Annotated in this window: 21 protein-coding genes; 13 read left to right on the forward strand and 8 right to left on the reverse strand. The window is 71.3% G+C overall.

Going from position 1 to position 23,004, the window contains the following annotated elements; genetic code table 11:
• Positions 1-3: 3 nt before the first annotated feature.
• From eccB to HJC40_RS09460, 3 genes are all read right to left on the reverse strand, one after another.
• Positions 4-1,392, reverse strand: coding sequence for a type VII secretion protein EccB (gene eccB, locus HJC40_RS09450; protein WP_250000381.1), 1,389 nt, complete (start codon positions 1,390-1,392; stop codon positions 4-6).
• Positions 1,393-1,436: 44 nt separating this feature from the next.
• Complete coding sequence (locus tag HJC40_RS09455) at positions 1,437-2,543, reverse strand: magnesium and cobalt transport protein CorA (RefSeq protein ID WP_374271416.1); 1,107 nt, start codon at positions 2,541-2,543, stop codon at positions 1,437-1,439.
• 111 nt (positions 2,544-2,654) lie between these two features.
• Positions 2,655-3,749, reverse strand: coding sequence for a PLP-dependent aminotransferase family protein (locus tag HJC40_RS09460; protein ID WP_250000383.1), 1,095 nt, complete (start codon positions 3,747-3,749; stop codon positions 2,655-2,657).
• A gap of 112 nt (positions 3,750-3,861) precedes the next feature.
• On the opposite strand from HJC40_RS09460, the gene HJC40_RS09465 reads away from it, so the two are divergent.
• The 3 genes from HJC40_RS09465 to HJC40_RS09475 are packed head-to-tail and all read left to right on the forward strand — an operon-like array spanning position 3,862 to position 6,384.
• The gene (locus HJC40_RS09465; protein WP_250000385.1) at positions 3,862-4,593 is read left to right on the forward strand and encodes a sugar phosphate nucleotidyltransferase; all 732 of its coding nucleotides are present in this window, start codon (positions 3,862-3,864) and stop codon (positions 4,591-4,593) included.
• Entirely contained in the window at positions 4,581-5,642 is a 1,062-nt protein-coding gene (locus HJC40_RS09470; RefSeq protein ID WP_250000387.1) for an iron-containing alcohol dehydrogenase family protein, read from the forward strand. The genes HJC40_RS09465 and HJC40_RS09470 overlap by 13 nt, the downstream gene beginning before the upstream one ends.
• A complete protein-coding gene (locus HJC40_RS09475; protein WP_250000389.1) occupies positions 5,617-6,384 on the forward strand; it encodes a CDP-alcohol phosphatidyltransferase family protein in 768 nt (255 codons plus the stop codon). Before HJC40_RS09470 ends, HJC40_RS09475 begins: the two co-directional genes overlap by 26 nt.
• A gap of 24 nt (positions 6,385-6,408) precedes the next feature.
• Here HJC40_RS09475 and HJC40_RS09480 read toward each other — a convergent pair whose 3' ends face one another.
• From HJC40_RS09480 to HJC40_RS09495, 4 genes are all read right to left on the reverse strand, one after another.
• The gene (locus HJC40_RS09480; protein ID WP_250000391.1) at positions 6,409-6,969 is read right to left on the reverse strand and encodes a TetR/AcrR family transcriptional regulator; all 561 of its coding nucleotides are present in this window, start codon (positions 6,967-6,969) and stop codon (positions 6,409-6,411) included.
• A complete protein-coding gene (locus tag HJC40_RS09485) occupies positions 6,962-7,795 on the reverse strand; it encodes an alpha/beta fold hydrolase (protein WP_250000393.1) in 834 nt (277 codons plus the stop codon). Before HJC40_RS09485 ends, HJC40_RS09480 begins: the two co-directional genes overlap by 8 nt.
• 72 nt (positions 7,796-7,867) lie before the next feature.
• Positions 7,868-9,388: an arylsulfotransferase family protein gene (locus tag HJC40_RS09490; protein WP_250000396.1), complete on the reverse strand. Its 1,521-nt coding sequence runs from the start codon at positions 9,386-9,388 to the stop codon at positions 7,868-7,870.
• Positions 9,389-9,418: 30 nt separating this feature from the next.
• Complete coding sequence (locus HJC40_RS09495; RefSeq protein WP_250000398.1) at positions 9,419-10,594, reverse strand: glycosyltransferase family 4 protein; 1,176 nt, start codon at positions 10,592-10,594, stop codon at positions 9,419-9,421.
• Positions 10,595-10,628: 34 nt separating this feature from the next.
• Between HJC40_RS09495 and HJC40_RS09500 the strand changes: the two genes are divergently transcribed.
• Entirely contained in the window at positions 10,629-11,489 is an 861-nt protein-coding gene (locus HJC40_RS09500; protein WP_250000400.1) for a DNA-formamidopyrimidine glycosylase family protein, read from the forward strand.
• Positions 11,490-11,636: 147 nt separating this feature from the next.
• Positions 11,637-13,226 (forward strand): sugar transferase, encoded by a 1,590-nt coding sequence (locus HJC40_RS09505; RefSeq protein WP_250000402.1) that lies wholly within the window; start codon positions 11,637-11,639, stop codon positions 13,224-13,226.
• A 63-nt stretch (positions 13,227-13,289) separates the two neighbouring features.
• Here the strand turns inward: HJC40_RS09505 and HJC40_RS09510 are convergent, their stop codons facing one another.
• Positions 13,290-14,171: an alpha/beta hydrolase gene (locus HJC40_RS09510; RefSeq protein WP_250000404.1), complete on the reverse strand. Its 882-nt coding sequence runs from the start codon at positions 14,169-14,171 to the stop codon at positions 13,290-13,292.
• 147 nt (positions 14,172-14,318) lie between these two features.
• On the opposite strand from HJC40_RS09510, the gene HJC40_RS09515 reads away from it, so the two are divergent.
• The 8 genes from HJC40_RS09515 (at position 14,319) to HJC40_RS09550 (ending at position 22,980) form a co-directional block, all read left to right on the forward strand.
• Positions 14,319-15,512 carry a sensor histidine kinase gene (locus HJC40_RS09515; RefSeq protein WP_250000406.1) on the forward strand — a complete coding sequence of 398 codons (1,194 nt, stop codon included), beginning with the start codon at positions 14,319-14,321 and terminating at the stop codon, positions 15,510-15,512.
• Positions 15,509-16,252, forward strand: coding sequence for a LytTR family DNA-binding domain-containing protein (locus HJC40_RS09520; protein WP_250000408.1), 744 nt, complete (start codon positions 15,509-15,511; stop codon positions 16,250-16,252). Before HJC40_RS09515 ends, HJC40_RS09520 begins: the two co-directional genes overlap by 4 nt.
• 143 nt (positions 16,253-16,395) lie before the next feature.
• Positions 16,396-17,115, forward strand: coding sequence for a DUF433 domain-containing protein (locus tag HJC40_RS09525; protein ID WP_250000410.1), 720 nt, complete (start codon positions 16,396-16,398; stop codon positions 17,113-17,115).
• Between the two features lie 366 nt (positions 17,116-17,481).
• Positions 17,482-18,168, forward strand: a complete 687-nt coding sequence (locus tag HJC40_RS09530) for a response regulator transcription factor (protein ID WP_250000412.1) — start codon at positions 17,482-17,484, stop codon at positions 18,166-18,168.
• Positions 18,165-19,193 carry a HAMP domain-containing sensor histidine kinase gene (locus tag HJC40_RS09535; protein WP_250000414.1) on the forward strand — a complete coding sequence of 343 codons (1,029 nt, stop codon included), beginning with the start codon at positions 18,165-18,167 and terminating at the stop codon, positions 19,191-19,193. Before HJC40_RS09530 ends, HJC40_RS09535 begins: the two co-directional genes overlap by 4 nt.
• 105 nt (positions 19,194-19,298) lie before the next feature.
• Positions 19,299-20,840 carry a DUF4173 domain-containing protein gene (locus HJC40_RS09540; RefSeq protein ID WP_250000416.1) on the forward strand — a complete coding sequence of 514 codons (1,542 nt, stop codon included), beginning with the start codon at positions 19,299-19,301 and terminating at the stop codon, positions 20,838-20,840.
• A gap of 104 nt (positions 20,841-20,944) precedes the next feature.
• On the forward strand, positions 20,945-21,361 hold the full coding sequence (locus HJC40_RS09545; protein ID WP_250000418.1) for a DUF485 domain-containing protein: 417 nt from the start codon (positions 20,945-20,947) through the stop codon (positions 21,359-21,361).
• Complete coding sequence (locus HJC40_RS09550) at positions 21,358-22,980, forward strand: cation acetate symporter (protein ID WP_250000420.1); 1,623 nt, start codon at positions 21,358-21,360, stop codon at positions 22,978-22,980. Before HJC40_RS09545 ends, HJC40_RS09550 begins: the two co-directional genes overlap by 4 nt.
• Positions 22,981-23,004 lie beyond the last annotated feature (24 nt).

Here is a 23,004-nt window from a genome sequence, read left to right on the forward strand (position 1 = left end):
GCCCTATTGGGGTGAGGTCTGCCGGGCCCGGGCCGGGTCGAGCGACGGCCCCTCGGGCATGAGCGAGATCAGCTCGGACGGGATCTGCTGCACCTTGACGTTGCCGTAGCCCAGCTTGGCCACCAGGTCACGGTCGGCCAGCGGGTATCGCAGGCCGGTGTCGGTGACCACGCTGACCGTGCCGGTGCCCGGTGGCGCACCGGGCGACGCGGCCGAGGCGGTCACGGCGCCGCGGCCTCGCGCGATGTGCACCAGGTCGGCCTTGACGGTGGTGGCCGGCTCGCCGGCCACGCCGGTGACCACCTCGCCGGCCGGGATCGTCGGATCGACCCGGATGCCGTCCCCGGCCTTGTCGACCGGAAGCGTGATGCAGGCGCGGGTCGGGGCGCCGTCGATCAGCTGCGGCACCACCGGCGGCAGCCCTCGCGGGTCGCCCGCGTCGCTGATCCGGGTCCGCGACGTCGGCAGCCCGATGAAGTCGTTGCCGATGTTCGCCGGCCGTTGGACACCCTGGACGGTCAGCATGAGCCGGGCCTGCATGTCGGTCAGTGCCGCCTTGCCGTCGGTCAGCATCACCGCGACCTGCTGCCCGTCGGTGACCAACTGACCCACCCGCAGGCCGGCCACCGAGGCCCGGCCCAGGCCCGGGATCGCCGGGGGCACCAGGTCGGGCCCGGCCGGCACGGCGTTGAGCCAGGCCACCGAGACGGGCCAGGGCCGGTTGCTGCTGTAGTTGAGCGCGGTCAGCGTCGCGTCGTCGCGCGACACCGGGACGGCGAAGCGCCGGTTGCCGACCACCAGCGCGTTGCGCCCGTCGGGGTCGCGCACCAGCAGGGCCCGGCCCGCCCGCGCCAGGACCGTGCCGTCGGTGAGCCGGTCACCCACGAGCAGCGTGCTCCGCGTCGCGCGGCCCGCCCCCTGGTTGTCGGTGCAGATCGACCAGCGGCCGGTGATCAGCGCGTTCTTGGCGGGCAGGGAGTCGGGCGCGTCGGGGATGCCGAGCGGGTCACCCAGCGGCACCGCGGCGAGTTTCTCGGACGACACGGTCTTGAGCGACGGCGCCCGGGCCGAGGCGAGCAGCAGCCCGGACGCGAAGTTGAGAACCGGGTGCAGCTTGCCGTCGGATTCCAGGTAGACGAAGCGGGCGCCGGTGCCCTTCTCCTGAAAGACCACCGCGGGATCGCGCGGGTCGACGCGGCTGTTGCCGGTGAGCAGGCCGTAGATCGCCGCCGCGGCCACCAGCAGGCTCGCCACCAGCAGGCTGACCAGGGCGGTCATGCCGGCGCGGCGCAGCGGGGAGCGCTGCGGATCGGGGTCGTGCGTGACCAGCGCGGCCACTACCCGCTGCAACGAGTACTGGTACGAGTGGAGCTGATCCTGACGCGACGGCACCTATGTCACTCTAGGGGCCGCCGTCGATGTCTGGGAGTGAGCCCTCACAGCCAGCCGCTGCGCCGGAACACCCGGTAGAGCAGCACCGAGACGATCAGGATGATCAACCACCACGAGGCGTAGCCGTACTTCCAGGTCAGCTCGGGCATGAACTCGAAGTTCATGCCGTAGATGCCGGCGCCCGCCGTCCACACCGTGGCGATGGCCGCCCACGCGGCGATCTTGCGCATGTCGTTGTTCTGGTCGACGGTGACCTGCGCGAGCCGGGCCTGCAGGATCGAGTTGAGCAGGTCGTCGAAGGACGAGACCTGTTCGACCGTCCGCGTGAGGTGGTCCTGCACGTCGCGGAAGTACTTGCCGATCCGCTTGGGCACGAGAGACATGATCATGGCCAGCGGACGCTGCAGCGGCACCACCGCGCGCCGGAACTCCACGAGCTCCCGCTTCATCTGATAGATCGCCGGGATCGGGCTCGCGTGGTCGCGCGAGAAGACGCCCTCCTCGATCAGGTCGAGATCGGACTCGACCTGATCGGCGACCGCCACGTAGTGGTCGACCACCCGGTCGGTCACCGCGTAGGCCACCGCCCACGGGCCCTGCTCGATGAGATCGGCCCGCTGCGATTCCAGGTCGGCGCGTACCGATCCCAGCTCGGAGGCGTCCCCGTGGCGCACGGTGATGACGAACTGGTCACCGACGAAAATCATCATCTGACCGGTCTCGACCACCTGGGAGTTCTCGGTGATCTCGCCGTGCGGCACGTACCGGGCCGTCCGCATGACCAGGAAGTGCACCGACCCGAACTGCTCCAGCTTGGGCCGCTGCTCCGCCTTCACCGCGTCCTCGACGGCGAGCTCGTGCAGGCCGTAGGTGTGGGCGATGGCGGCCATCTCGTCCTCGCTCGGCTCGTGCAGGCCGAGCCAGACGAAAGCGTCGTCGCGCGAGCAGGCCGCGGTCAGCGCCTCGTCCGGGGTGAAGTCGCCGGGCAACCGGTGGCCGGCCGCGTAGACCGCGCAGTCGACCACGCCGCTGCCGACATGCCTGGTGCCGAGGTCGGGTCCGCCGTCGACGGTGCCGAGGATGCGGTTCATCGCTCGCACCGGCGCGGCGAAGGCTCGTGACAACGGCCGATGCCTGTTCCGATCGCTCACCGTGGCCTCCTCGCCGCCTTGAACAAACCGCCCGAGGCTACTGCACCCCGCGGCAGACCGGCGCCGGACCGGTGTCTCCTACCCGTCCGGCGCCGGTTTCAGACGGCCGGGTCAGCCGCGTACCTCTTCGATCGCCTCGGCCAGGCGGCGCACGCCCTCCTCGATCTGATCGACCGTGACCGCCGAGAAGGCGAGCCGCACCGAGCTGCGACCGCCCTCGAGCAGGAAGTCGCTGCCCTTGACGATGGCCACGCCCTTCTTCATCGCGGCCGGGAAGAGCTTGTCGACGTCGACGTCCGAGGGGAGGTCGACCCAGAGGAAGTAGCCACCGTCGGGCTCGGTGAACGTCGCACCGGGAATGTGCTTGCGCAGCGACTCGGCCAGCACCTGCGCGCGCTCGCCGAGGGCGGCGCTCACGGTCCGCACCGAGCGCTCGATGTCGCCCGAGACGCAGAACTGGTGAACGATCGCCTCGGAGACCATGCCGGGCGAGATGTACAGGTTGGTGGCCTTCTTGGCGATCGCGTCGATCAGCGCGGCCGGGCCGACCAGATAACCGACGCGGACGCCCGGGCACACCGTCTTGGTGAAGCTGGAGGCGTGCACGACCAGGTTGTCCGAGTCCATCGAGAGCATCGAGGGCAGGGCGTCGCCGCGGAACCGGATGTCCACGTACGGGTCGTCCTCGAAGATCGTGAACTCGTACTGGGCGGCCAGCGCGAGCAGGGCCCGGCGCTTCTCGACCGAGAGCGTGATTCCGGCCGGGTTCTGGTAATTCGGGATGATGTGAGCGAGCTTGGGACGCACGCCCGACTCGAGCAGGGCGCGCAGCTCGTCGACGTCGATGCCGTCGGGGCGGAGCGTGACCTGGTGCACCTTGGCGCCCAGGTTCTGCAGGCTGAGCAGGGTGCGGTCGTACGTCGGCTTCTCGACCACGACGTCGTCGCCCGGCTGCACGAGGTGGTTGAAGAGGAACGCGTCGGCCTGCAGCGAGCCGTTCGTCACAATGACCTGGTCGGCCGACACGCCGTGCTTCTCGGCGATCCACTTGCGCAGCGGGATGTAGCCGACGGACGTGCCGTAAGCGGTCACACCAGCGGGATCGGCTTCGAAAGCTCGGGTGGCGGCGGCCTTGAGGCCCTCGACGTCGATGATGTCCAGCGACGGAGCGCCCCGGGCGAAAGAGATCAGCTGCTCAGCGGTCATGGCCACCAGCTTACGAGCAGGCTCGGTAGTATTTTCGTCTGCCTCGTCCGGTCCGGGCTGTGGGACAGCACCCGTTATTCTCGCGGAGTTCACCTATTAGATGGAGACCCCGATGATCGGTCTGATTCTCGCCGCCGGAGCCGGACGCAGGCTTCGTCCGTACACGGACACCCTGCCCAAGGCGCTCGTCCCGGTGGACGGGGAGACCACGATCATGGACATCTCCCTGCGCAACCTGGCCGCCGCCGGTCTGACCGACGTGACGATCGTCGTGGGCTACCGGGCGGAGGCCGTCGAGGAGCGCCAGGCCGGGTTCGAGAGCCGGTACGGCGTCAAGATCTCCCTCGTCCACAACGACAAGGCCGAGGAGTGGAACAACGCGTACTCGCTCTGGCTGGCCCGTGACCACTTCGCGCGCGGCGTGCTGATGGTCAACGGCGACACGGTGCATCCGGTGAGCGTCGAGCAGACCCTGCTGGCCCAGCGCGGCCCGAGCATCCTGCTGGCCATCGACAACGTGAAGAAGCTGGCCGAAGAAGAGATGAAGACGACCTTCGGCGGCGACGGCCAGCTCACCCGGATCACGAAACTGATGGAGCCGGCCGAGGCGTACGGCGAGTACATCGGGGCCAACATCATCGAGGCCTCGGCCGCCGCCGACCTGGCCGACGCGCTCCGGACGACCTGGGAGCGCGACCCGAACCTCTACTACGAGGACGGCTTCCAGGAGTACGCGAACCGGGGCGGCCAGGTGCGGGCCGCGGTCATCGGCGACGTCGACTGGGTCGAGGTCGACAACCACGACGACCTGGCCAAGGCCCGGGGCATCGCATGCCGCTACTAGCGCGCAGCGTTCAGGCGCCGCTGCACATCCACGTCCGCCGGGGCGCGGTGGCCGACCTGGGCCGCATCCTGGCCGACGGGCGGGTCTCGGCCGGCGGTGACGTGGCGGTCGTGGTCGGCCCCGGGCAGGGCGAGCGGATAGCCGATCTCATCCGCCCCTCGCTGAAGACCGCCGACGTCTTCACCACCACCGGCGGCACCCTCGACGCGGCCCTCGAACTGGCGGCCAAGCTGCGCACGCGACAGTACGACGCGGTCGTCGGCATCGGCGGCGGCACCACGGTCGACACGGCCAAGTACGCGGCCAACCGCTGGGGGCTGCCGATGATCTCGGTGGCCACCAGCCTGGCCAACGACGGCATCGCCTCCCCGGTGGCCAGCCTGATCAACGACGGCGTCAAGGGCTCGTACGGCGTGCACATCCCGTTCGGCGTGATCGTCGACCTGGACTTCGTCGAGACCGGGCCGGACCGGGTCAACCGGGGCGGCATCGGCGACGTGATCAGCAACATCAGCGCGCTGGCGGACTGGGAACTGGCTCGCCAGATGCGCGGCGAGCCGGTCGACGGACTGGCCGCCTCGCTGGCCCGGATGGGCGCCGAGGCGGTGCTCGCCATGCCGGGCGACCTGACCGACGACGCCTTCGTGACGGTGCTCGCCGAGGCGCTGATCTCGAGCGGCCTGGCCATGGCGGTCAGCGGCAGCAGCCGGCCGGCCAGCGGCGGGTGCCACGAGATCATGCACGCCATCGACTCGCTCTTTCCGGGCACCGCCTCCCACGGCGAGCTGGCCGGGATGGGCGCGCTGTTCTGCACGTTCCTGCGCGGCGACGACCGGCGCTTCGCCCAGATGGCCGACTGCCTGGCCCGGCATCTGCTGCCGCGGGTCCCGTCGGACGTCGACCTGACCGCCGACCAGTTCGTCGAGGCCGTCACCTTCGCGCCCCGCACGCGCCCCGACCGCTACACGATCCTGGAGCACCTGGCCATGACCCCGGACGAGATCAGCGGAAGGCTGGCCGACTATGTCGAAGCCGTCCAAAGCCACTGACGGCGGCACGGGCTCGGTCTACTCGGCCGAACCGGCCGCGAGCACCGCGCCGACCGCGGCCGACTACTACGCGGTCAACCGCGGCGGTGGCCTCTTCAGCGAGGCGATCAGCCAGCGCATCGGGGCCCGGATAGCAGTCAGTGCCCACAAGCATCACCTCGCGCCGACTGTGCTGACCGTCTTCAACCTGGGCATCGGCGGGCTGGTCTCGATCATCGTCATCGCCGCGGCCGAGCCGATCGCCGACGGCGACCTCTGGGCCTGGCCGATCGGTCTGCTCGCGCTGATCGGCTGGCAGCTGGCGTACGCGTTCGACTGCGCCGACGGGCAGCTGGCCCGGGTCACCGGGCAGACCAGCGCGGCCGGCGCCCGCCTGGACGTGCTCTGCGACGTGGCCGTCCAGATCTCGCTGGTGGCGGCTCTGGCCGCGACGGCCGAGGCGCAGGTGCCGGACACCCCGGCGTGGCTGCTCGCCGCCTTCGCCGGCACCTGGATGGTCAACCTGGTGACCTCGGTGATGCAGAGCGGCGACAAGGCCGCGAGCATGGTGACCAGCCGGTCCCTGCCGGTACGGCTGGTCAAGCTGGTCCGCGACTACGGCGCGGTGATCGCGCTGGCCGGGCTGGTGATCACGGTGGCGCCACAGTGGACGATCTGGTTCATCGGCGTCTTCACGCTGGTCAACGCGGCCTTCCTCGCAGCCAGCGTGATGTTCTCGGCCCGCGAGGCGCTGCGCGACTGACGGCGGCCCGCTTCTGGTCGCGGCCTACTTCCTCAGGCCGCGGTCGATGAAGTCGATCATCCAGTCGAAACTGCGGTCGACGTCGGTGTCCATCTCGAAGCCGCCGGCCGCCTCGATCGCGGCGAAGCCGTGGAACAGGCTGCGCAGCAGCCGCATCGCGTGCACGGTGTCGGCCGGGTCGATGTCGTACCCGCTCAGCACGGCCGCGAGCGAGTCGAGCACCCGGCCGCCCGCGACGGCGACCGGATCGTCCGGCCCCTCGGGGTTGAGCGGCAGGGTGGAGGCATACCGTCCGGGATGCTCGACGACGTAGGCGCGCAGGGTACGGGCGGCCGCCTCGAGCGCGTCACGCCCGGCTCGTCCCTGCAACGCGTCCCGCAGCGCGTCGCCCATCTCGGTCACGACCAGCACGGCGATCCGGCGGTTGAGGTCGGCCTGCCCGGCGATGTGCTTGTAGAGCGAGGGCGCGCGCACCCCGAGCCGCTCGGCCACCAGACCCATGGTCACGTTGGCCGGCCCGACCTCGTCCGCGAGCCCGGCGGCGGCTGCGGTGATCACCGCCGGGTCGAGCCCGGCCCTAGGCACGAGCGTTCGCCTTGAGGAAGGGCAGCAGCACCGCGACGGTCTCGTCGGGGTACTGGGTGTGCGGGTAGTGGCCCGCCCCCTCGATCACCTCGAGCTGAGCCATCCCGGCCGGCATCGCGGCCACGATCGCCTCCCCCTCGGCCCGCGGGTCGGCCCAGTCCGGGTCGAGCGAGCCCTCGACGATCAGGGCCGGGCGGCGCACGTTGCCCAGCTGCGCCCCCGCGTCGCCGGGCGCCGCCTGACCCATGCGCTGCAGGGCCTTCATCCGTCCCGGTTCGCCCAGCATGGCGGCGTTGCGGCGCAGCTGGTCGTTCCAGTCGGCCGGCTTGCGACCGGGGAACGCGGCGTCGAGGTATCGGTGCCACCATTTCACGCTGCCCAGGACGACCATCATCAGCAGCCGGATCGTGCCGGTGCGATAGGTCTTCTTCCGCAGGTCACCCAGCTTGATGGCCTGGTTGCGGGTGAACGGGGCCAGCTCGACGATGGCCGCGATCAGCTCGGGCGCCTGCGCGGCGGCGATGGTGGCCGCGCCGCCCGAGATCGACTGCCCCACCAGCACGGCCGGGCCTCCGAGGTGCCGCACCAGGGCGATCAGGTCACCGGCTATGTCGGTGCGGCTGTACGACGGCCACACGGCGCTCGACTCGCCGGCGCCGCGCAGGTCGGTCGCGGCCACCCGATATCCGGCCGCGACCAGCTGCGGCACGACGAAGCGGTAGGACTCGCGGCTGTCGCCCATGCCGTGGGCCAGCACGACGAGCGGTCCGGTGCCCGTCACCTCGTACGCGAGGGTGCCACCGTCGACGGAGAGGAACTCGGTCATGTCTGCCTCCAGGCTTAGCTAATTACGTTAGCTAAAAGCTAATAGAATTAGCCACATCTGTCAACGGTGACCTCAGACACGCACCGGGACCGCCGACGTCGCGCCCAGGACCTTTCCGCTCGCGTCGAGCGCCTCAGCCACCACGTACTCGGGAGTCCCGGAGATCGTCAGCGTCGTCTCGAACCCGGATCGCGGCTCCTCGACCGTGCCGGCCTGCAGCGCCCCCGGCTGCGTGCCCCAGCGCGCCCGCCACTTGGTCACCCTCGTCGCGCCGTTCCAGCTGGCCGAGACGATCACGTTGCCGCCGTCGATCCGCAACCCGAGCGCGGGCTGGTCGGCCGGCGCGCCCGCCCACTCGGCCTTGTAGGCGCGGTAGGACTGGTTGTCGAGCGGCAGATGCCCGGCCAGCCGCACCGATCCGTCGGCGTTGTGCTCGGTGAAGTGCGGCATCTGCCCCCAGCCGACGAACGAACCGCCGTCGGCCAGCTCGCGGAAGCTGCCCTGGGTGGGCGCCGACAGCCGCTCGGGGTGCAGATACTCCGCGACGAAGGTCGTCCTTCTCGCCGCCTCGTCCACCCTGAACACCAGGCCGCGGGAGTGGTCTCGTTCCTTGGTCACCCCGGCGCCGTTGTCGAAGAGGCCGTACGAGCCGTCCCGCCGCTGCCGGAAGTCGTGCTGCCAGGAGAACTTCGTCCGCTCGTCGACCTGGAGGTCCGACTTCTTGCCGCCGATCCGCCAGACGATGTCGCCGCTCCCGCGGTCGATCTTGTATGCGGTCCAGGTGTGCCGGGCGGACGCGATGATGGCGCCGTCGGCAGCCAGCCCGACCGAGTTCGCGTGGAAGTAGTCGTACGGAAGGTGGGCCGACTCGCCCTCGGGCAGCGGCGCGTACGACTCGTCGAGCCCCACGTGGTCGCTCGCCCGCCACTCGAAGACCTTGCGCCCGGTCGCGATGTCGATCTCCTGGATGACGCCGTCGTGCAGCACGCCGTCGGCCGGACCGCCGACCGGGCTCAGGTCGTACGGGATCGGGTCGTACACCCAGAAGAGCGCGGTGTTCCGCGGCGTGATCACCAGATCGTGCTGGTCGGCCTGCTCGGTGCCGGCCGCGCGGACCCGGGTGATCTCCCGGTACGACTGGTCGGCGATCACGAACTCGCCCTGGCCGACGCCCTGCCCGCCGGTGCCCCCGATGGTCCCCTCCCACCAGGTCAGGACCGGCTTGCCGCGGTAGGTCTGCGCCTTGAGGTCGATCGCCACGGTCGCCGGGTCGGGCACCTTGCGGAACCAGACCGGCGAGCCCTTCTCGTCGACGATCAGCGGGCCCCACAACCCCGTGCCCGAGGCCGGGGTCAGAAAGACCGAGCCGGCCACGGTTCCGTTGGCCGCCGTGGTGATCGTGACGTCGGGCAGCGTGCGCAGGTCGGGCCGGGAACGGTATTTCGGGTCGCCGGCCGGGGCGGCGGCGTTGTCGGTCGCTGGCCCGGCCGGGCCGTCGTCACGACCGACCGCGTAGCCGATGCCGCCGCCGGCCAGGCCGGTCACGACAGCGCCGCCCACGCCGATCAGGAGATTTCTGCGGGGAATGCTCACCAGCCGAGCGTTCCCCGGAGATCACAAGATCTACCTGATCGAGTGATCAGAATTGGCTGTGAGAGTCGTGTAGATCTCGATGAGCCGCGGGGTCAGCACGTCGGGGTGGAAGTGCCGCAGGTAGCGGGCTCGGGCGGCCGGGGCCAGGACGGCCGCCTCGGCCCGGGCGATCGGCAGGGCGGCGGCCAGCGCGGACGGGTCCGGCTCGACGACCCAGCCGGCCTCGCCGCCGACCAGATAGGGGATGCCGCCGACCGCCGTGCCGAGCACCGGTCGGCCCGAGGCCATCGCCTCCAGGATCACCGTGGGCAGCACGTCGTTCCAGGTCGGCACGGCGATCACCACGGCCGCCGCGTCGCGGGCCTCGCGCATCCCCTCCCGGTCGAGCACGCCCAGGTAGTGCACGTCGGAGCGCTCGGCGGCGGCGGCCTCGGCCAGCGGGCGCAACTCGCCGTCGCCGGCGATCCGCAGCGGGCCCAGCGACCCGTCCGGGTGCTGCCGCCAGGCGTCGAGCAGCAGACCGAGACCCTTCTCGGGCGAGAGCCGGGCGCCGTACAGGAAGCCCTCGCCCAGGGGCGCCGACTCACCCGGGTCGGGCAGGCCGTTCGGCTTCACCACGATCCGCTCGTCCGGGATGCCGTAGTCGCGCAGATGCGCGGCGATGCCGTCGGTGAGCGCGATGAACCGGTCGACCGACCGCCAGGTGGGCCGGTGCACGGCCAGCGTGGTGGCCATCAGCGCGCTCTGCGCCGCCGAGCCGCGGTAGCAGCGGTGCCGCACGGCCGGCCAGCCGATCAGCTTGCCCCGGCAGTCCTGGCAGTTGTGCCCGTCGCGGAAATAGAGGCCGGACGAGCACACCTGGCGGTAGTTGTGCACGGTCTGGACCACCGGCACACCGTGCGCGTGCGCTGTCCGCACCACCCAGGGCGAGAGCAACGGGTACGGGTTGTGCAGATGCAGCACGTCCGGGCGCTCGGCCTCGAGCAGCTGGGACAGGTCGCGCTGGGCCGCCCGGCCGTAGATCGGGGAGAGCGGCAGCAGCGCCTTCTCGGCCGCCGGCAGGTCGCCGATCGAGTCGGAGCTGCGCTGGAACGGCAGCACCCCGACCCCGGCCGCGCGCAGCTGAGCGATCTCGGTGTCCACGATGACGTTCTCGCCGGACGGGATCGCTTCCCGGTACCGGTTGTGCGCAACGACAACCTTCACGCTCTTCACACCGGGAAACGCTACCGTTGACAGCGTGCCCGAACTTCCCGAGGTCGAGGCGCTCGCCGCCTACCTGCGCGAGCGTGCGGTCGGCCACACCGTCGAGCGCTTCGAGGTGTCCTCGTTCAGCGCGCTGAAGACCTTCGACCCGCCGCCCACCGCCGTCGCCGGCCTGCCGATCACCTCGGCCGGGCGCCACGGCAAGTTCCTCGACGTCGGCATCGGCGACGACCTCCACCTGGTGGTCCACCTGGCCCGGGCCGGCTGGCTGCACTACCGCGACGCGTTCAAGTCGCCCGCCCCGCTCAAGCCGGGCAGCGGGCCGATCGCGATCCGGGTCCGGCTCGACGACGGCTCCGGGTTCGACCTCACCGAGGCCGGCACCCAGAAGTCGCTGGCTGCCTATCTGGTCCGTGACCCGGCCACGGTGCCCGGCGTGTCGCGGCTCGGCCCGGACGCGCTGGCCCTGTCCCGCGACGAGTTCGCCGACCGGATCAAGAGCCGCAACGGGCAGGTCAAGGGCGTGCTGGTCGACCAGGAGGTGCTGGCCGGCATCGGCAACGCGTACTCCGACGAGATCCTGCACGTGGCCAAGCTCTCGCCGTTCGCGATCACCGGGAAGCTGACCGAGGAGCAGATCGACACCCTTTACGCCGCGATGCGCCAGGTCGAGACCGACGCCGTCGCCCGGTCGGTGGGTCAGAAGGCGGCCGAGCTCAAGGGCGAGAAGCGGGCCGGCCTGCGGGTCCACGCGCGCACCGGCCTGCCCTGCCCGGTCTGCGGCGACACGGTGCGCGAGGTCTCGTTCGCCGACAAGAGCCTTCAGTACTGCGCGACGTGCCAGACCGGGGGCAAGCCGCTGGCCGATCGACGCCTGTCCAAGTTGATCCGATAGCGGCGTTCCGGTCACCGTGGGTCACGGTTGGTAAAGCGCGCACAACGTCCGCTTCTTTCCACCCGATCCATCGGTATAGTGGCCCGGTCCCACGTTTCCGCGACGCGGTCGTCCCTCGGTCCCGTGGCGGTGCGTAATCTTTTCCGGATGCGGGAGGACGTAGGCGAGGTGACCTCTAGCCTGCATCGCCCGGTTACCGAAAGCAGCCGGAGCAAACCTTTGCCGTACGACAGCTTCGAGTGGCAGCAGCAGCCGCCACCGAGCAACGGCGTACCGCGATCGGCCTGGAACAGGCAGCACAAGCGGGTCTCGCGCTGGCACCGCCCGTACACCATGGCCCTGCTGGTCCTGGATCTCATCTCGGTCGTCGCGGCGAGCCAGCTCGTCGCGGCCCTGCTGGAGAAATCCCGGTCGGGCTTCGCCGGCAAGAGCCTCGGCTTCCTGCACAACGAGGCGCTGTTCGTCTTCTTCGCCTACTTCGTGCTGCCGGTCGGCTGGCTCATCCTGCTCTGGGCCAACGGCACCTACGACCGGCGCTATCTGGGCCTGGGCAGCGAAGAGTTCAAACGCATAGTGCGGACCTCGGTCACCGTGGTGGCCTGCGTGTCCCTGCTCGCGTTCGCCACCAAGACCGGCCTCTCCCGTGGCACGGTCGCCCTGGTCTCGCTGAGCGCGCTGCTCTTCCTGCTCACCGGCCGCGTCCTGGCCCGCCAGGTGCTGCACTTCACCCGGCGCAAGACCGGCCACGGCGCCCACCGCATGGTGCTGGTCGGCACCCTGCCCGAGGCGCTCGAGGTCTACACCGCGGTCACCCGCAGCCCCGCCGCCGGCCTGATTCCGGTGGCCATCCACCTGACCGACGGCTACGCGGCGGCCCGGGGCATCGAGACGCCCGTTCCGGTCTACGCGGCCCGTGACGTGCTGTCCCTCGTGCGGGAGGTCGGCGCCGACACGATCGCGGTCTGCGGTTCGGCCAGCGCCGAGCCCGGCGAGCTGCGCCGCCTGGCCTGGCAGCTCGAGGGCACCGGCGTCGACCTGGTCGTCGCCCCCCAGCTCACCGACATCGCCGGCCCCCGCGTGCACATCCGCCCGATCGAGGGCCTGCCGCTGCTGCACGTCGAGGAGCCCACGCTCTCCGGTCCCGGCTGGCTGGTGAAGAACCTGATCGACCGGGTCGCCGCCGCCCTCGGCCTGTTGCTGATCAGCCCGATCCTGGTGGCCATCGCGATCGGCATCCGCCTGTCCGACCCCGGCCCGGTCTTCTTCCGCCAGCCCCGCGTCGGGCACGAGGGCCGCACGTTCCGCGTGTGGAAGTTCCGCACGATGTACCAGGACGCCGAGGAGCGCAAGCGCACGCTGGAGGAGCTCAACGAGTCCGACGGCATGCTCTTCAAGATGAAGAACGACCCGCGGATCTTCTCGTTCGGCGCCAAGCTGCGGGCCACCTCGCTCGACGAGCTCCCCCAGCTGCTCAACGTGCTGAAGGGCGAGATGTCGCTGGTCGGGCCGCGTCCGCTGCCGGCCGACGACGGCGACTACCTGGGCGACGTCCGGCGCCGGCTGCTGGTCCGCCCCGGCATCACCGGGTTGTGGCAGGTGTCGGGTCGCTCGGATCTGTCCTGGGACGAGGCTGTGCGGCTCGACCTCTACTACGTGGACAACTGGTCGTTGACCTACGACCTGAGCATCCTGTGGCGCACCATCTGGGTCGTCCTCAAGCGCAAGGGCGCCTACTAGCCAGACCTTGAGCAGCCCCGCGCCGGCGAGTGAGCCGCCGGCGCGGGTGCCGCCCGGCCGGGGTCAGGAGTGCGGGCAGGTGTCGCGGTATTCCTGGATCGCCGAGCCGGACGGCCTCGGGCACAGGAACTGCTCGTACCGGGTGTCGTTGTCGATGAAGCGCTTGAGCCAGCTGATGCTGTATTTCGCCACCGTCACGTTGGTCGAGGTGGGCGCCGAGTGCGAGGCGTTGTTGAGCTCGAGGTACGCCTTGTCGAGGGTGCTCGGCAGACTGGTGTAGAACGGCTCGGAGTGCGACGACACCGGCGCCACCGTGTCGCTCTCGGCCCCGATGACCAGGGTCGGCACACGGTCGGACGACCAGCTCTTGGTGCCGTGCCACGGGGTCAGCGGGATGGCGGCCTGCAGGGACGGCCGGCTGACCGAAGCCGACAGGCTGCCGCCGCCGCCCATCGAGTGGCCCATGACGCCCAGCCGGGTGGCGTCGATGCGGGTGCGGACGCTGCTCGTCCGGGTCAGGTAGTCGAGCGCGGCGAGCAACTGGGTCCCCCGGGAGGCCGGCTGGTCCAGGGTGCTCAGCGTGTCGATGGTGATCACCACGAAGCCCTGCGACGCGATGCGCGGGCCCAGCCAGGCGACGCTGGACTGCGAGGCGGTGAAGCCGGGGGAGACGGCGATCGCGCCGAACGTCCCCGCCGTCGTGCTGGTGGGGTAGTAGATCGTGCCGCCGCCGAAACCGCTGACGGCCGAGCGGGCGACGGTGGCCTGCGTGATCGCGAATGAGCCGCGGGACGCTTCGATGCTGCTCGTGGTGGGGGCGGGGCCTCGCTCGTACGGGTTGGCGGCGAGGGCCGGGGCGGCCGGGGAGGCCGCCACGAGCGTGACGGCCGCGGCGACGGCGGCGAGACCGGACCGGATTCGGAGGACGGTGACGGAGACGGACATGGGGGCGCTCCCTGGGGTGTGGGCGAGCCAGGTATCGATTTGCGTCAATCTTTGATCGGCTCGTTACCGGCCGGTAATCCCAGTTGGCACCCTGTCAATACGGTATGACGGCTGGACGGCGGCCCCGGCAACGGCCACTATCGCTGCGTGGCGGGACAGGTGGGCAGCGTTCTGGCGGTCGTCGCGGTCCTGGCCGCGCTGGCCGCCGCGGTCGTGGCCGTCGTGCGCCTGCGGGCCCGCCGCGGCATCGCGACCGCCATGCAACGAGCCACCTACGACGTGCTGCACACCGCCGCGCTGGCCGCCGATCCGCTGCGGGCCGGGCTCAGCCCGAGCACCGCCGGCAAGGCCGCGCGGCACCTGCGCACCCTGGTCGGCGCGGCCGGGCTGACGATCGCCGACGCGGACCGCTGCCTGGCCTTCGACGGCCGGGGCAGCCACCACAGCGAGCAGTTCGCCGCCGCGGCCACCCGGGCGCTCCAGACCCACCGCTCGATCGTCCTGACCTCGTCCGATCTGCCCTGCGACCAGGTCGACTGTGTCGTCCGCGGCGCCGTGGTGGCCCCGCTGACCGGTCCGGCCGGGCGGGCCACCGCCGCTCTGGTCGCGGTGGCCGACGACCACCCCGCCCCCGGCCTCGTCCAGGCCACCCTCGAGACCGCCCGCTGGGCCGGCTCCCAGCTGGCCCTGGCCGAGCTCGACTCGTCGCGCGAACGGCTGGCCCGGGCCGAGGTACGCGCGTTGCGGGCACAGATCAGCCCGCACTTCATCTACAACGCGCTCACGGCGATCGCGTCGTTCGTCCGGACCGACCCCGAACGGGCCCGCGAGCTGATCCTCGAGTTCGCCGAGTTCACCCGGTACTCGTTCCGCGCCCACGGCGACTTCACCACGCTCGCCGAGGAGCTGCGCTCGATCGACCGCTATCTCACCATCGAGCGGGCCCGGTTCGGCGACCGTCTCCAGGTACGCCTGCAGATCGCCCCCGAGGTGCTGCCGGTCGGCCTGCCCTTCCTCTGCCTGCAGCCGCTGGTCGAGAACGCCGTCCGGCACGGGCTCTCCCGCAAGCCGGGCGTCGGTATGGTGAGCATCGAAGCGCGGGACGCCGGCGCCGAGTGCCACATCACGGTCGAGGACGACGGGGTCGGCATGGATCCGGCCGTGTTCGCCGCCGGGATGGCCGAGACGGACGACGGGCAGCACGTGGGCCTGGCGAATGTGGACGAGCGCCTGCGCTCGGTCTTCGGCGACCACTTCGGCCTGGTCGTCGAGACGGCGCCCGGAGCCGGGACGAAAGTGAGCATGCGCGTGCCGAAATTCCACCCGGGAGTGAGAGCGTGAGCCTGGTCGTGCTGGCCGTGGACGACGAGCCACCCGCCCTGGACGAGCTGGCCTACCTGCTCAACGCGGACGGCCGGGTGGCCCACGTGCACCGGGCGGGCGACGCCACCGAGGCGCTGCGGGTGCTGCGCGACACCGAGGTCGACGCGGTCTTCCTCGACATCCGCATGCCCGGCCTCGACGGCATGGAGCTGGCCCGCATCCTGCGGCGCTTCGCCCGCCCGCCGGCCATCGTCTTCGTGACCGCGTACGACGACGGGGCCGTGGACGCGTTCGACCTGGGCGTCACCGACTACGTCCGCAAGCCGGTGCGGGCCGAGCGCCTGGGCGAGTCGCTGCGCCGGGTCGCCGGCAGCCGCCCCGTCCCCGCGGTCGCTCCCGCCGCGCCGTCCGACGAACCCACCATCCCGGTCGAGCTGGCCGGCACGACCCGCATGCTGCCCCGCTCGTCGGTGCGCTGGGTGGAGGCCCAGGGCGACTACGCCCGCCTGCACACCTCGGACGCGTCCCACCTGGTCCGCGTCTCGCTGGCCACGCTGGCCGAACGCTGGGCCGACGCCGGCTTCGTCCGCATCCACCGCTCCTACCTCGTGCAGATCCGCCTGATCGCCGAGCTGCGCCTGACCGGCTCGGGCTACGTGGTCTCGGTGGACGGCATCGAGCTCCCGGTGAGCCGCCGTCACACCCGAGAGCTCAAAGACCGCCTGATCAGAGCAGCCAAACACGACTGGACCAGGTGACCGCACCCCTCGTCCACACAGTTGTCCACAGGCTCACAGCCTTTTCCACAGAGTTATCCACAGGCAGCTCTCCTCTGCTCCTACCGCAATAAGCTCTGCCCGCAACCTCGAAGACAGGACCGACGGAAGTGGGAGGCGGTGAAATGCCGACGCACATCACGAGCCTCAACCGCTACCGTGCGTTGATGGCGAAGGGCGTAAAGCGAGATCACCGCTTCCTCGCGCCCGTTTTCACCGCTCAGGCCGCCGCAGTGCATCTGGGCATCCCGGCGACCACGATCAAGGAGTGGATCTCGGGCAGCGATAACCGCCCGGTCATGCATTCCGTGGCGGCTCCGACGCCGCACGGACCCCGCCTGCCGTTCATCGCGATGGCAGAGGCACAGATCTTGCGCGAGTTGCGCAACACCGGGCTGTCGATGCCCCAGATCCGAGCGGGCGTCCAGCGTCTCCGCGCGATGACCGGCGAGGAGTACGTGCTCGCAACCAAGACCATCGCCACGGACGGCGGCGAACTGCTCTACAACGCCGCGTCCGACGTCGCTCCCGAGTGGGTCCGTGCGCGCGACGGACAACAAGCATTCCGCCAGGTCGTCGAGGCGGTCATCAAGTTTGTCTCGTACGCCGACGACGGATACGCCGAACGGATCACGCTACGGCCCTACGAGAGTGCCGACGTCATCATCGACCCACGATTCGGATTCGGTCAGCCGGTCTTCGCTGGAAGCAAGGTCCCGGTCGAGGCGGTGGCTGATCTGTTCTACGGCGGAGGCGAGTCGGTGGGCGACATCGCCGACGAGTACGGGCTCACCATCTTCGAGGTCGAGACGGTACTTCGAGTCATGGCCCGGCGTGCGGCGTGAGTTCCTAGCCGATCGAAGTATCGGCCGACGTGTCGTGACGGCACTTCGCGGTGTGGGGGAACACGTCCATACCCTGGCTGACGTCTTCGGCGAGCCGACGCCCGCCATCCACCGGATCTGCGACCCGATCGAATGCGGTGGTATCTGGGTGGTCCACCGTGATGGACGGGTGGAGTCGCTCTGGCTCGCCGGCGAGGACCCGACCTAGGTGCTGCGCCTTTGCGATCTCCACAGGTCGTTCACAAAGTCAGCGCCGGGGCTGCACGGACGATCAATAGGCTGCCGTTCACGAGGTCGGTGAGCCACGGGGGGTCACCGGCCTCGGTTGACGGCGCGGGGTTGGATCGGTGGGCGGGGAGGTGGGGCGTGGAGACGGAGCGGCGCGTTCTTGTCGTCGAGGATGAGCGGACCATCGCTGAGGCGGTGGCGGCCCGGCTGCGGGCCGAGGGGTTCACGGTCGAGGTCGCGGGGGACGGGCCGGCGGCGGTCGACGCGGCCCGGCGGACGCCGCCGGACGCGATCGTGCTCGACGTGATGTTGCCCGGGTTCGACGGGCTCGAGGTGTGCCGGCGTCTGCAGGCCGAGCGGCCGGTTCCGATCCTCATGCTCACCGCCCGCGACGACGAGACCGACCTGCTCATCGGGCTCGCCGTCGGGGCCGACGACTACATGGTCAAGCCGTTCTCGATGCGGGAGCTGGCCGCCCGCGTCCACGCCCTGCTGCGCCGCGCGGCCAAGGTCGCGGTGGTGCCGAGCGGGCCGCCGACGCTGCGGTTCGGCGACCTCGAGATCAACCAGGCCGAGCGCCGGGTGCTGCGGGCGGGGGTCGAGGCGCAGCTCACGCCGACCGAGTTCGACCTTCTCGTCCACCTGGCCGCCCACCCGCGGACGGTCCTGCCGCGCGAACGTCTGCTGGCCGACGTCTGGGGCTGGGCCGACGCCTCCGGCACCCGGACGGTCGACAGCCACATCAAGGGACTTCGCCGCAAGCTGGGGGCCGACCTGATCCGTACGGTGCACGGCGTCGGCTATGCCCTGGAGGTCGAGCGATGAGGGAGCGCGTCGCCCGGGCGCTCGCCTGGCTGCCCCGGCCGCTCGATCCGGTGCGCTCGATCAAGATGAAGATCATCATGGTGCTGCTGGCCGGTGGGGGCAGCGGGCTGGTCTGGTTCTATCTGTGGCTGGGCTGGTTCCCGTTCTGGACCGGGGTCACCGCCACGGTCATCGGGGTGACGATCGTCCAGTTCCTGGCCCGGGGCATGACCTCGCCGCTGCGGGAGATGACCGCGGCGGCCCGGGACATGGCTCAGGGCGACTACACCCGCCGGGTCCGCGCCACCTCGGCCGACGAGGTGGGCGAGCTGGCGGTCGCGTTCAACCAGATGGCCGGCGACCTGGCCGCGGCGGACCGGCAGCGGCGTGAGCTGATCGCCAACGTCTCGCACGAGTTGCGGACGCCGATCACCGCGCTGCAGGGCCTGCTGGAAAACATCGTCGACGGTGTGGCCGCCGCCGAACCGGCGATGATGCAGACCGCGCTGGCCCAGACCGAACGCCTCGGTCGCCTGGTCACCGAGCTGCTCGACCTCTCGCGCATCGACGCCGGCGTCGCGCCGCTGATCCGGCGCCCGATCGAGGTGCTGTCCTTCCTGGACGACGTCGTCCGCGAGGCCGAGGTGAACTCGGCCGGGTCGGGGCGCGACGTCCGGTACAAGGTCGCCTGCCCGCACGTCGTCATCACCGGCGATCGGGAGCGGCTGCACCAGGTCTTCGCCAACCTGCTCGACAACGCCGCCCGGCACAGCCCGCCCGGCGGCACGGTGGAGGTGCGCGCCGAACGTCGCGACGGCCACCTGCTCATCGCCGTCTCCGACGAGGGCGAGGGCATCCCGCCGGCCGAGCGTCACCGCGTGTTCGAGCGGTTCACCCGCGGCGAGCGGCCCGGTGGCGGCGGCACCGGTCTGGGTCTCGCCATCGCCCGGTGGGTCGTGCAACTCCACAAGGGCACGATCGCCGCGGTCGACCCCGAGCACCGGGGCTGCCTGATCCACGTCACCTTGCCGCTGACCCGAGCCTGACACCCGTACGTCCAACAGGCCGCGACCGACGCGGCCCGCTCGACCGTGCCCGCTCAACCCTGCCCACCCCACTGTGCCCGCTCGACCCTGCCCTCCGGAGGTCCCGTGTCCATCGCACCGCCACCGAAGAACGTCACCGAGCCGCGCCCCCTGCCCACCCTGCACGGTCCGTGGCCGTCGACCGCCCCCTGGGCGCGGCACTGGCCCGGCCCGGTGCGGCCGGCGACCGCCCTGACCGTCGCGGCGGTCGCGGGGGCCGCCGCGACGGCCGCGCTCAGCCTGCCGCTCGACCGGCCCGGCGTGGGCTGGCTGATCACCGCGCTGGCCGGCCTGCTCGCGGTGATCGCGGCGGGACCGGTGCCCACGACCGGCGGCCCGCCGCCGCTGGTGGTCCGGCCCCGATACCGGCCGGGACCGGAGCGGGTCGCCTGGGGCGGGGCGACGGTCGTGCTGATCGCCGTCGGCACGTTCCGCTCGGCCGGCTGGCTGTTCGTGCTCTGCCTGCTGGTGGCCACGCTGACCGGCGCGCTCGCCCTGGCCGGCGGCCGTTCGATCCGCAGCATCCTGGCCGGGTACACGATGCCGTTCACCGCCGCCTTCCGTTCGGTGCCGTGGCTGACCCGTGGGCTGAAGCGGGCCGGCCGGCCGGCGGGCGGCGCCGGTGTCCGGGTCGCGGCCACCGCGGCCGTCTCGGTCGTCCTGCTCACCGCGTTCGGGGCGCTGCTCGCCTCGGCCGATCTCCGCTTCGCTGCCGCGCTCGAACATCTCGTACCGGATCTGGGTGTCGACACCGTCTTCCGCTGGGTCTTCGTGGGCGGGATGGGCGTGCTGGTGGTCGGTTCCGCGGCCTACCTCCGGTCGGCGCCACCCAACCTCTCCACACTGGACGGGACCAAGGGCCGCAAGGTCCACCGCTGGGAGTGGGCTGTCCCGCTCGGCCTGCTGGTGCTGCTGTTCGCCGCCTTCGTCAGCGTGCAGGCGGCCGGTCTGCTCCGCGGTGACGAGCCCGTCCGCGCGTTCGCCGACGAGGCCCGGCAGGGTTTCTGGCAACTCAGCTTCGTCGTCGGCCTGACCCTGGTGGTGCTGGCCGGGGCGGCCCGCTGGGCGCCTCGCGAGGAGCCGGCCGACCGGCTGCTGATCCGGGTCATCCTGGGCACCCTGACCGTGCTCACCCTGGTGATCGCCGCGACCGCCCTGCACCGCATCGACCTCTACACCGACGAGTACGGCCTGACCCGGCTGCGCCTGCTGGTCTTCTGCTGCGAGTTGTGGTTCGTCCTGGTGTTGTTGCTGATCCTGGCGGCCGGGCGCAACCTGCGGGCGCCGTGGCTGCCCCGGGTGGCGATCGCCGCCGGGGTCCTGGCGCTGATCGGCCTGGCCGTGGCCAACCCCGACGGCCTGATCGCCGAGCGCAACCTGCAACCGCGCAACCAGCCCATCGACCTGACCTATCTGGGCAACCTCTCGCCCGATGCCGTGCCCGCCCTGACCGGCCTGCCCCCGGCCCAGCGCTCGTGCGTGCTGGGCCGGATCAACCTCGAGCTCGAGCGGACGCCGGCCGACTGGCGAGCCTGGAACCTCGGCCGCGAGCGGGCACGCGCCGTCCTCAACGGGCAATCGAACGGTCAGGCGTGGCGATGTGACTAAGACGTGGCGATGTGACTAGGGCGTGGCGATGTGACTAGGGCGTGGCGATGTGACTAGGGAATGGTCAGGGTTGACATCTGGTCGTCGGCGGTCAGACTCCCGGAATGGCCGCCGACGACGACCCGATCCAGCCGAGCCCCGCCGCCGGCGGGACGGCCGGGCGTACCCGGGTGGTGCTGGGCGAGGCGGCGGCCCGCAGGCGCCCGGCCGACCGGGCCCGGGCCGACCTGGCGGAGCAGACGCCGGTCGGTGAGGCGCTGGTCCGGGGTCTGGTGCGCGCCCAGCTCGCGCTCGCGCTGCGGCTCGCGCTGGTCGTCGTGACCGGCCTGGGCGCCCTGCCGTTGCTCTTCGCGGTGGCTCCGGGCGTCGGCGGCGTGAAGGTCTTCGGCGTCTACCTGCCCTGGCTGCTGCTGGGCCTGCTGTCGTTCCCGTTCCTGATCGGGGTGGGCTGGGCCTATGTGCGCTGGGCGGAACGCAACGAGCAGGACTTCACCGCTCTGATCCGCAGGCCCGAGCAGTGAACCCCTATCTCGTCCCGGGCCTGGTCGTCGTCATCCTGGTGACCGTCGGCATCGGCCTGTACGGCCTGCGATTCGCCCGCACCACCTCGGATTTCCTGGTCGCGTCGCGCTCGGTGAGCCCGGCCTGGAACGCCGCGGCGATCAGCGGCGAATACCTGTCGGCGGCGTCGTTCCTGGGCGTGGCCGGGCTGGTCCTGCGGTACGGCGTCGACGTGCTCTGGTACCCGGTCGGTTTCGCCGCCGGCTATCTCGCCCTGCTGCTGTTCGTGGCCGCCCCGCTGCGCCGCTCGGGCGCCTTCACGCTGCCCGACTTCTGCCAGGTACGCCTCGGATCGCCCCTGCTGTGCAGCCTGGCCAGCGTCTTCGTCGTCTTCATCGGCTGCCTCTACCTGGTGCCGCAACTGCAGGGCGCCGGCCTGACCTTCACCACGGTCACCGGCGGCTCGTACGCCTGGGGCGCCCTGCTGGTCGGCACGGTGGTGACGGCGAACGTCGCCCTCGGCGGCATGCGCGCGATCACCTTCGTGCAGGCCTTCCAGTACTGGCTGAAGCTGACCGCGCTGGCCGTACCGGTGATCTTCCTGGCCCTCCAGTGGCAGTCCGACGGCCGCCCACCGGTCACCCCCGAGGCCGGTACGAGCTTCTCGGTCGCCACCACCGTGGTGATGGAGCAGGACGCGACCGTCGACGGCGTGCCGGTCGAAAAGGGTGAGCAGCTCAGCTTTGACGCCGGCGACCCGGTGCCGCGGGTCAGCACGGTGGATGCCCGGTTCGACGCCGACTGGCTGCTCCCCGGCGGCGACGGCTCCCTGTTCGCGACGTACTCGCTGATCCTGGCGACGTTCCTGGGCACGATGGGGCTGCCCCATGTGCTGGTGCGCTTCTACACCAATCCCGACGGCGCCTCGGCCCGCCGCACGACCCTGGTCGTTCTCGGGCTGGTCGGCACCTTCTATCTGTTACCCACGCTCTACGGCGTGCTGGGCCGCATCTACACCCCGCAACTGCTGATGACCGGCCGCACCGACGCCGTCGTCCTGCTGCTGCCCGAGGCCGCGCTGGGCGGCGGCCATCTGGGCCGGCTGCTCGGCGCCCTGGTCACCGCCGGGGCGCTCGCGGCTTTCCTCTCCACCTCGTCCGGCCTGCTGACCAGCGTGGCCGGGGTGGTCTTCACCGACGTGCTGCGCGCCGGCCGCAGCGGCTCGATCCGCGACTTCCGGCTGGCCACCGTGCTGGCCGCGGCCGTACCCGTGCTGCTCTCGCTCTATGTCTCCAACATGGACGTCTCGCGGGTGGTGGGGCTGGCGTTCGCGGTGGCCGCGTCCAGCTTCTGCCCGCTGCTCGTGCTGGGCATCTGGTGGCGCCGGCTGACCGACGTGGGGGCGATCGCCGGCGTCGTGGCCGGCGGTGGCGCGTCGATGGCGGCCGTGCTGATCACCGTGCTCGGGCCGCCGCTCGACGGGTGGCTCGCCGATGCCGTGGGTCAGCCGGCCGCCTGGACGGTTCCGCTGGCGTTCCTGGTCATGGTCGTCGGGTCGCTGCTGACCAGCCGGCGCGTCCCGGCCGACGTGGGCGCGACCATGCTCCGGCTGCACGCCCCGGAAGCGTTGCGCCTCTGAATGCCCTGGTCAGTGTGGCCACCA

Source organism: Actinoplanes sp. M2I2, from assembly GCF_023544445.1.
Lineage (GTDB): Bacteria > Actinomycetota > Actinomycetes > Mycobacteriales > Micromonosporaceae > Actinoplanes.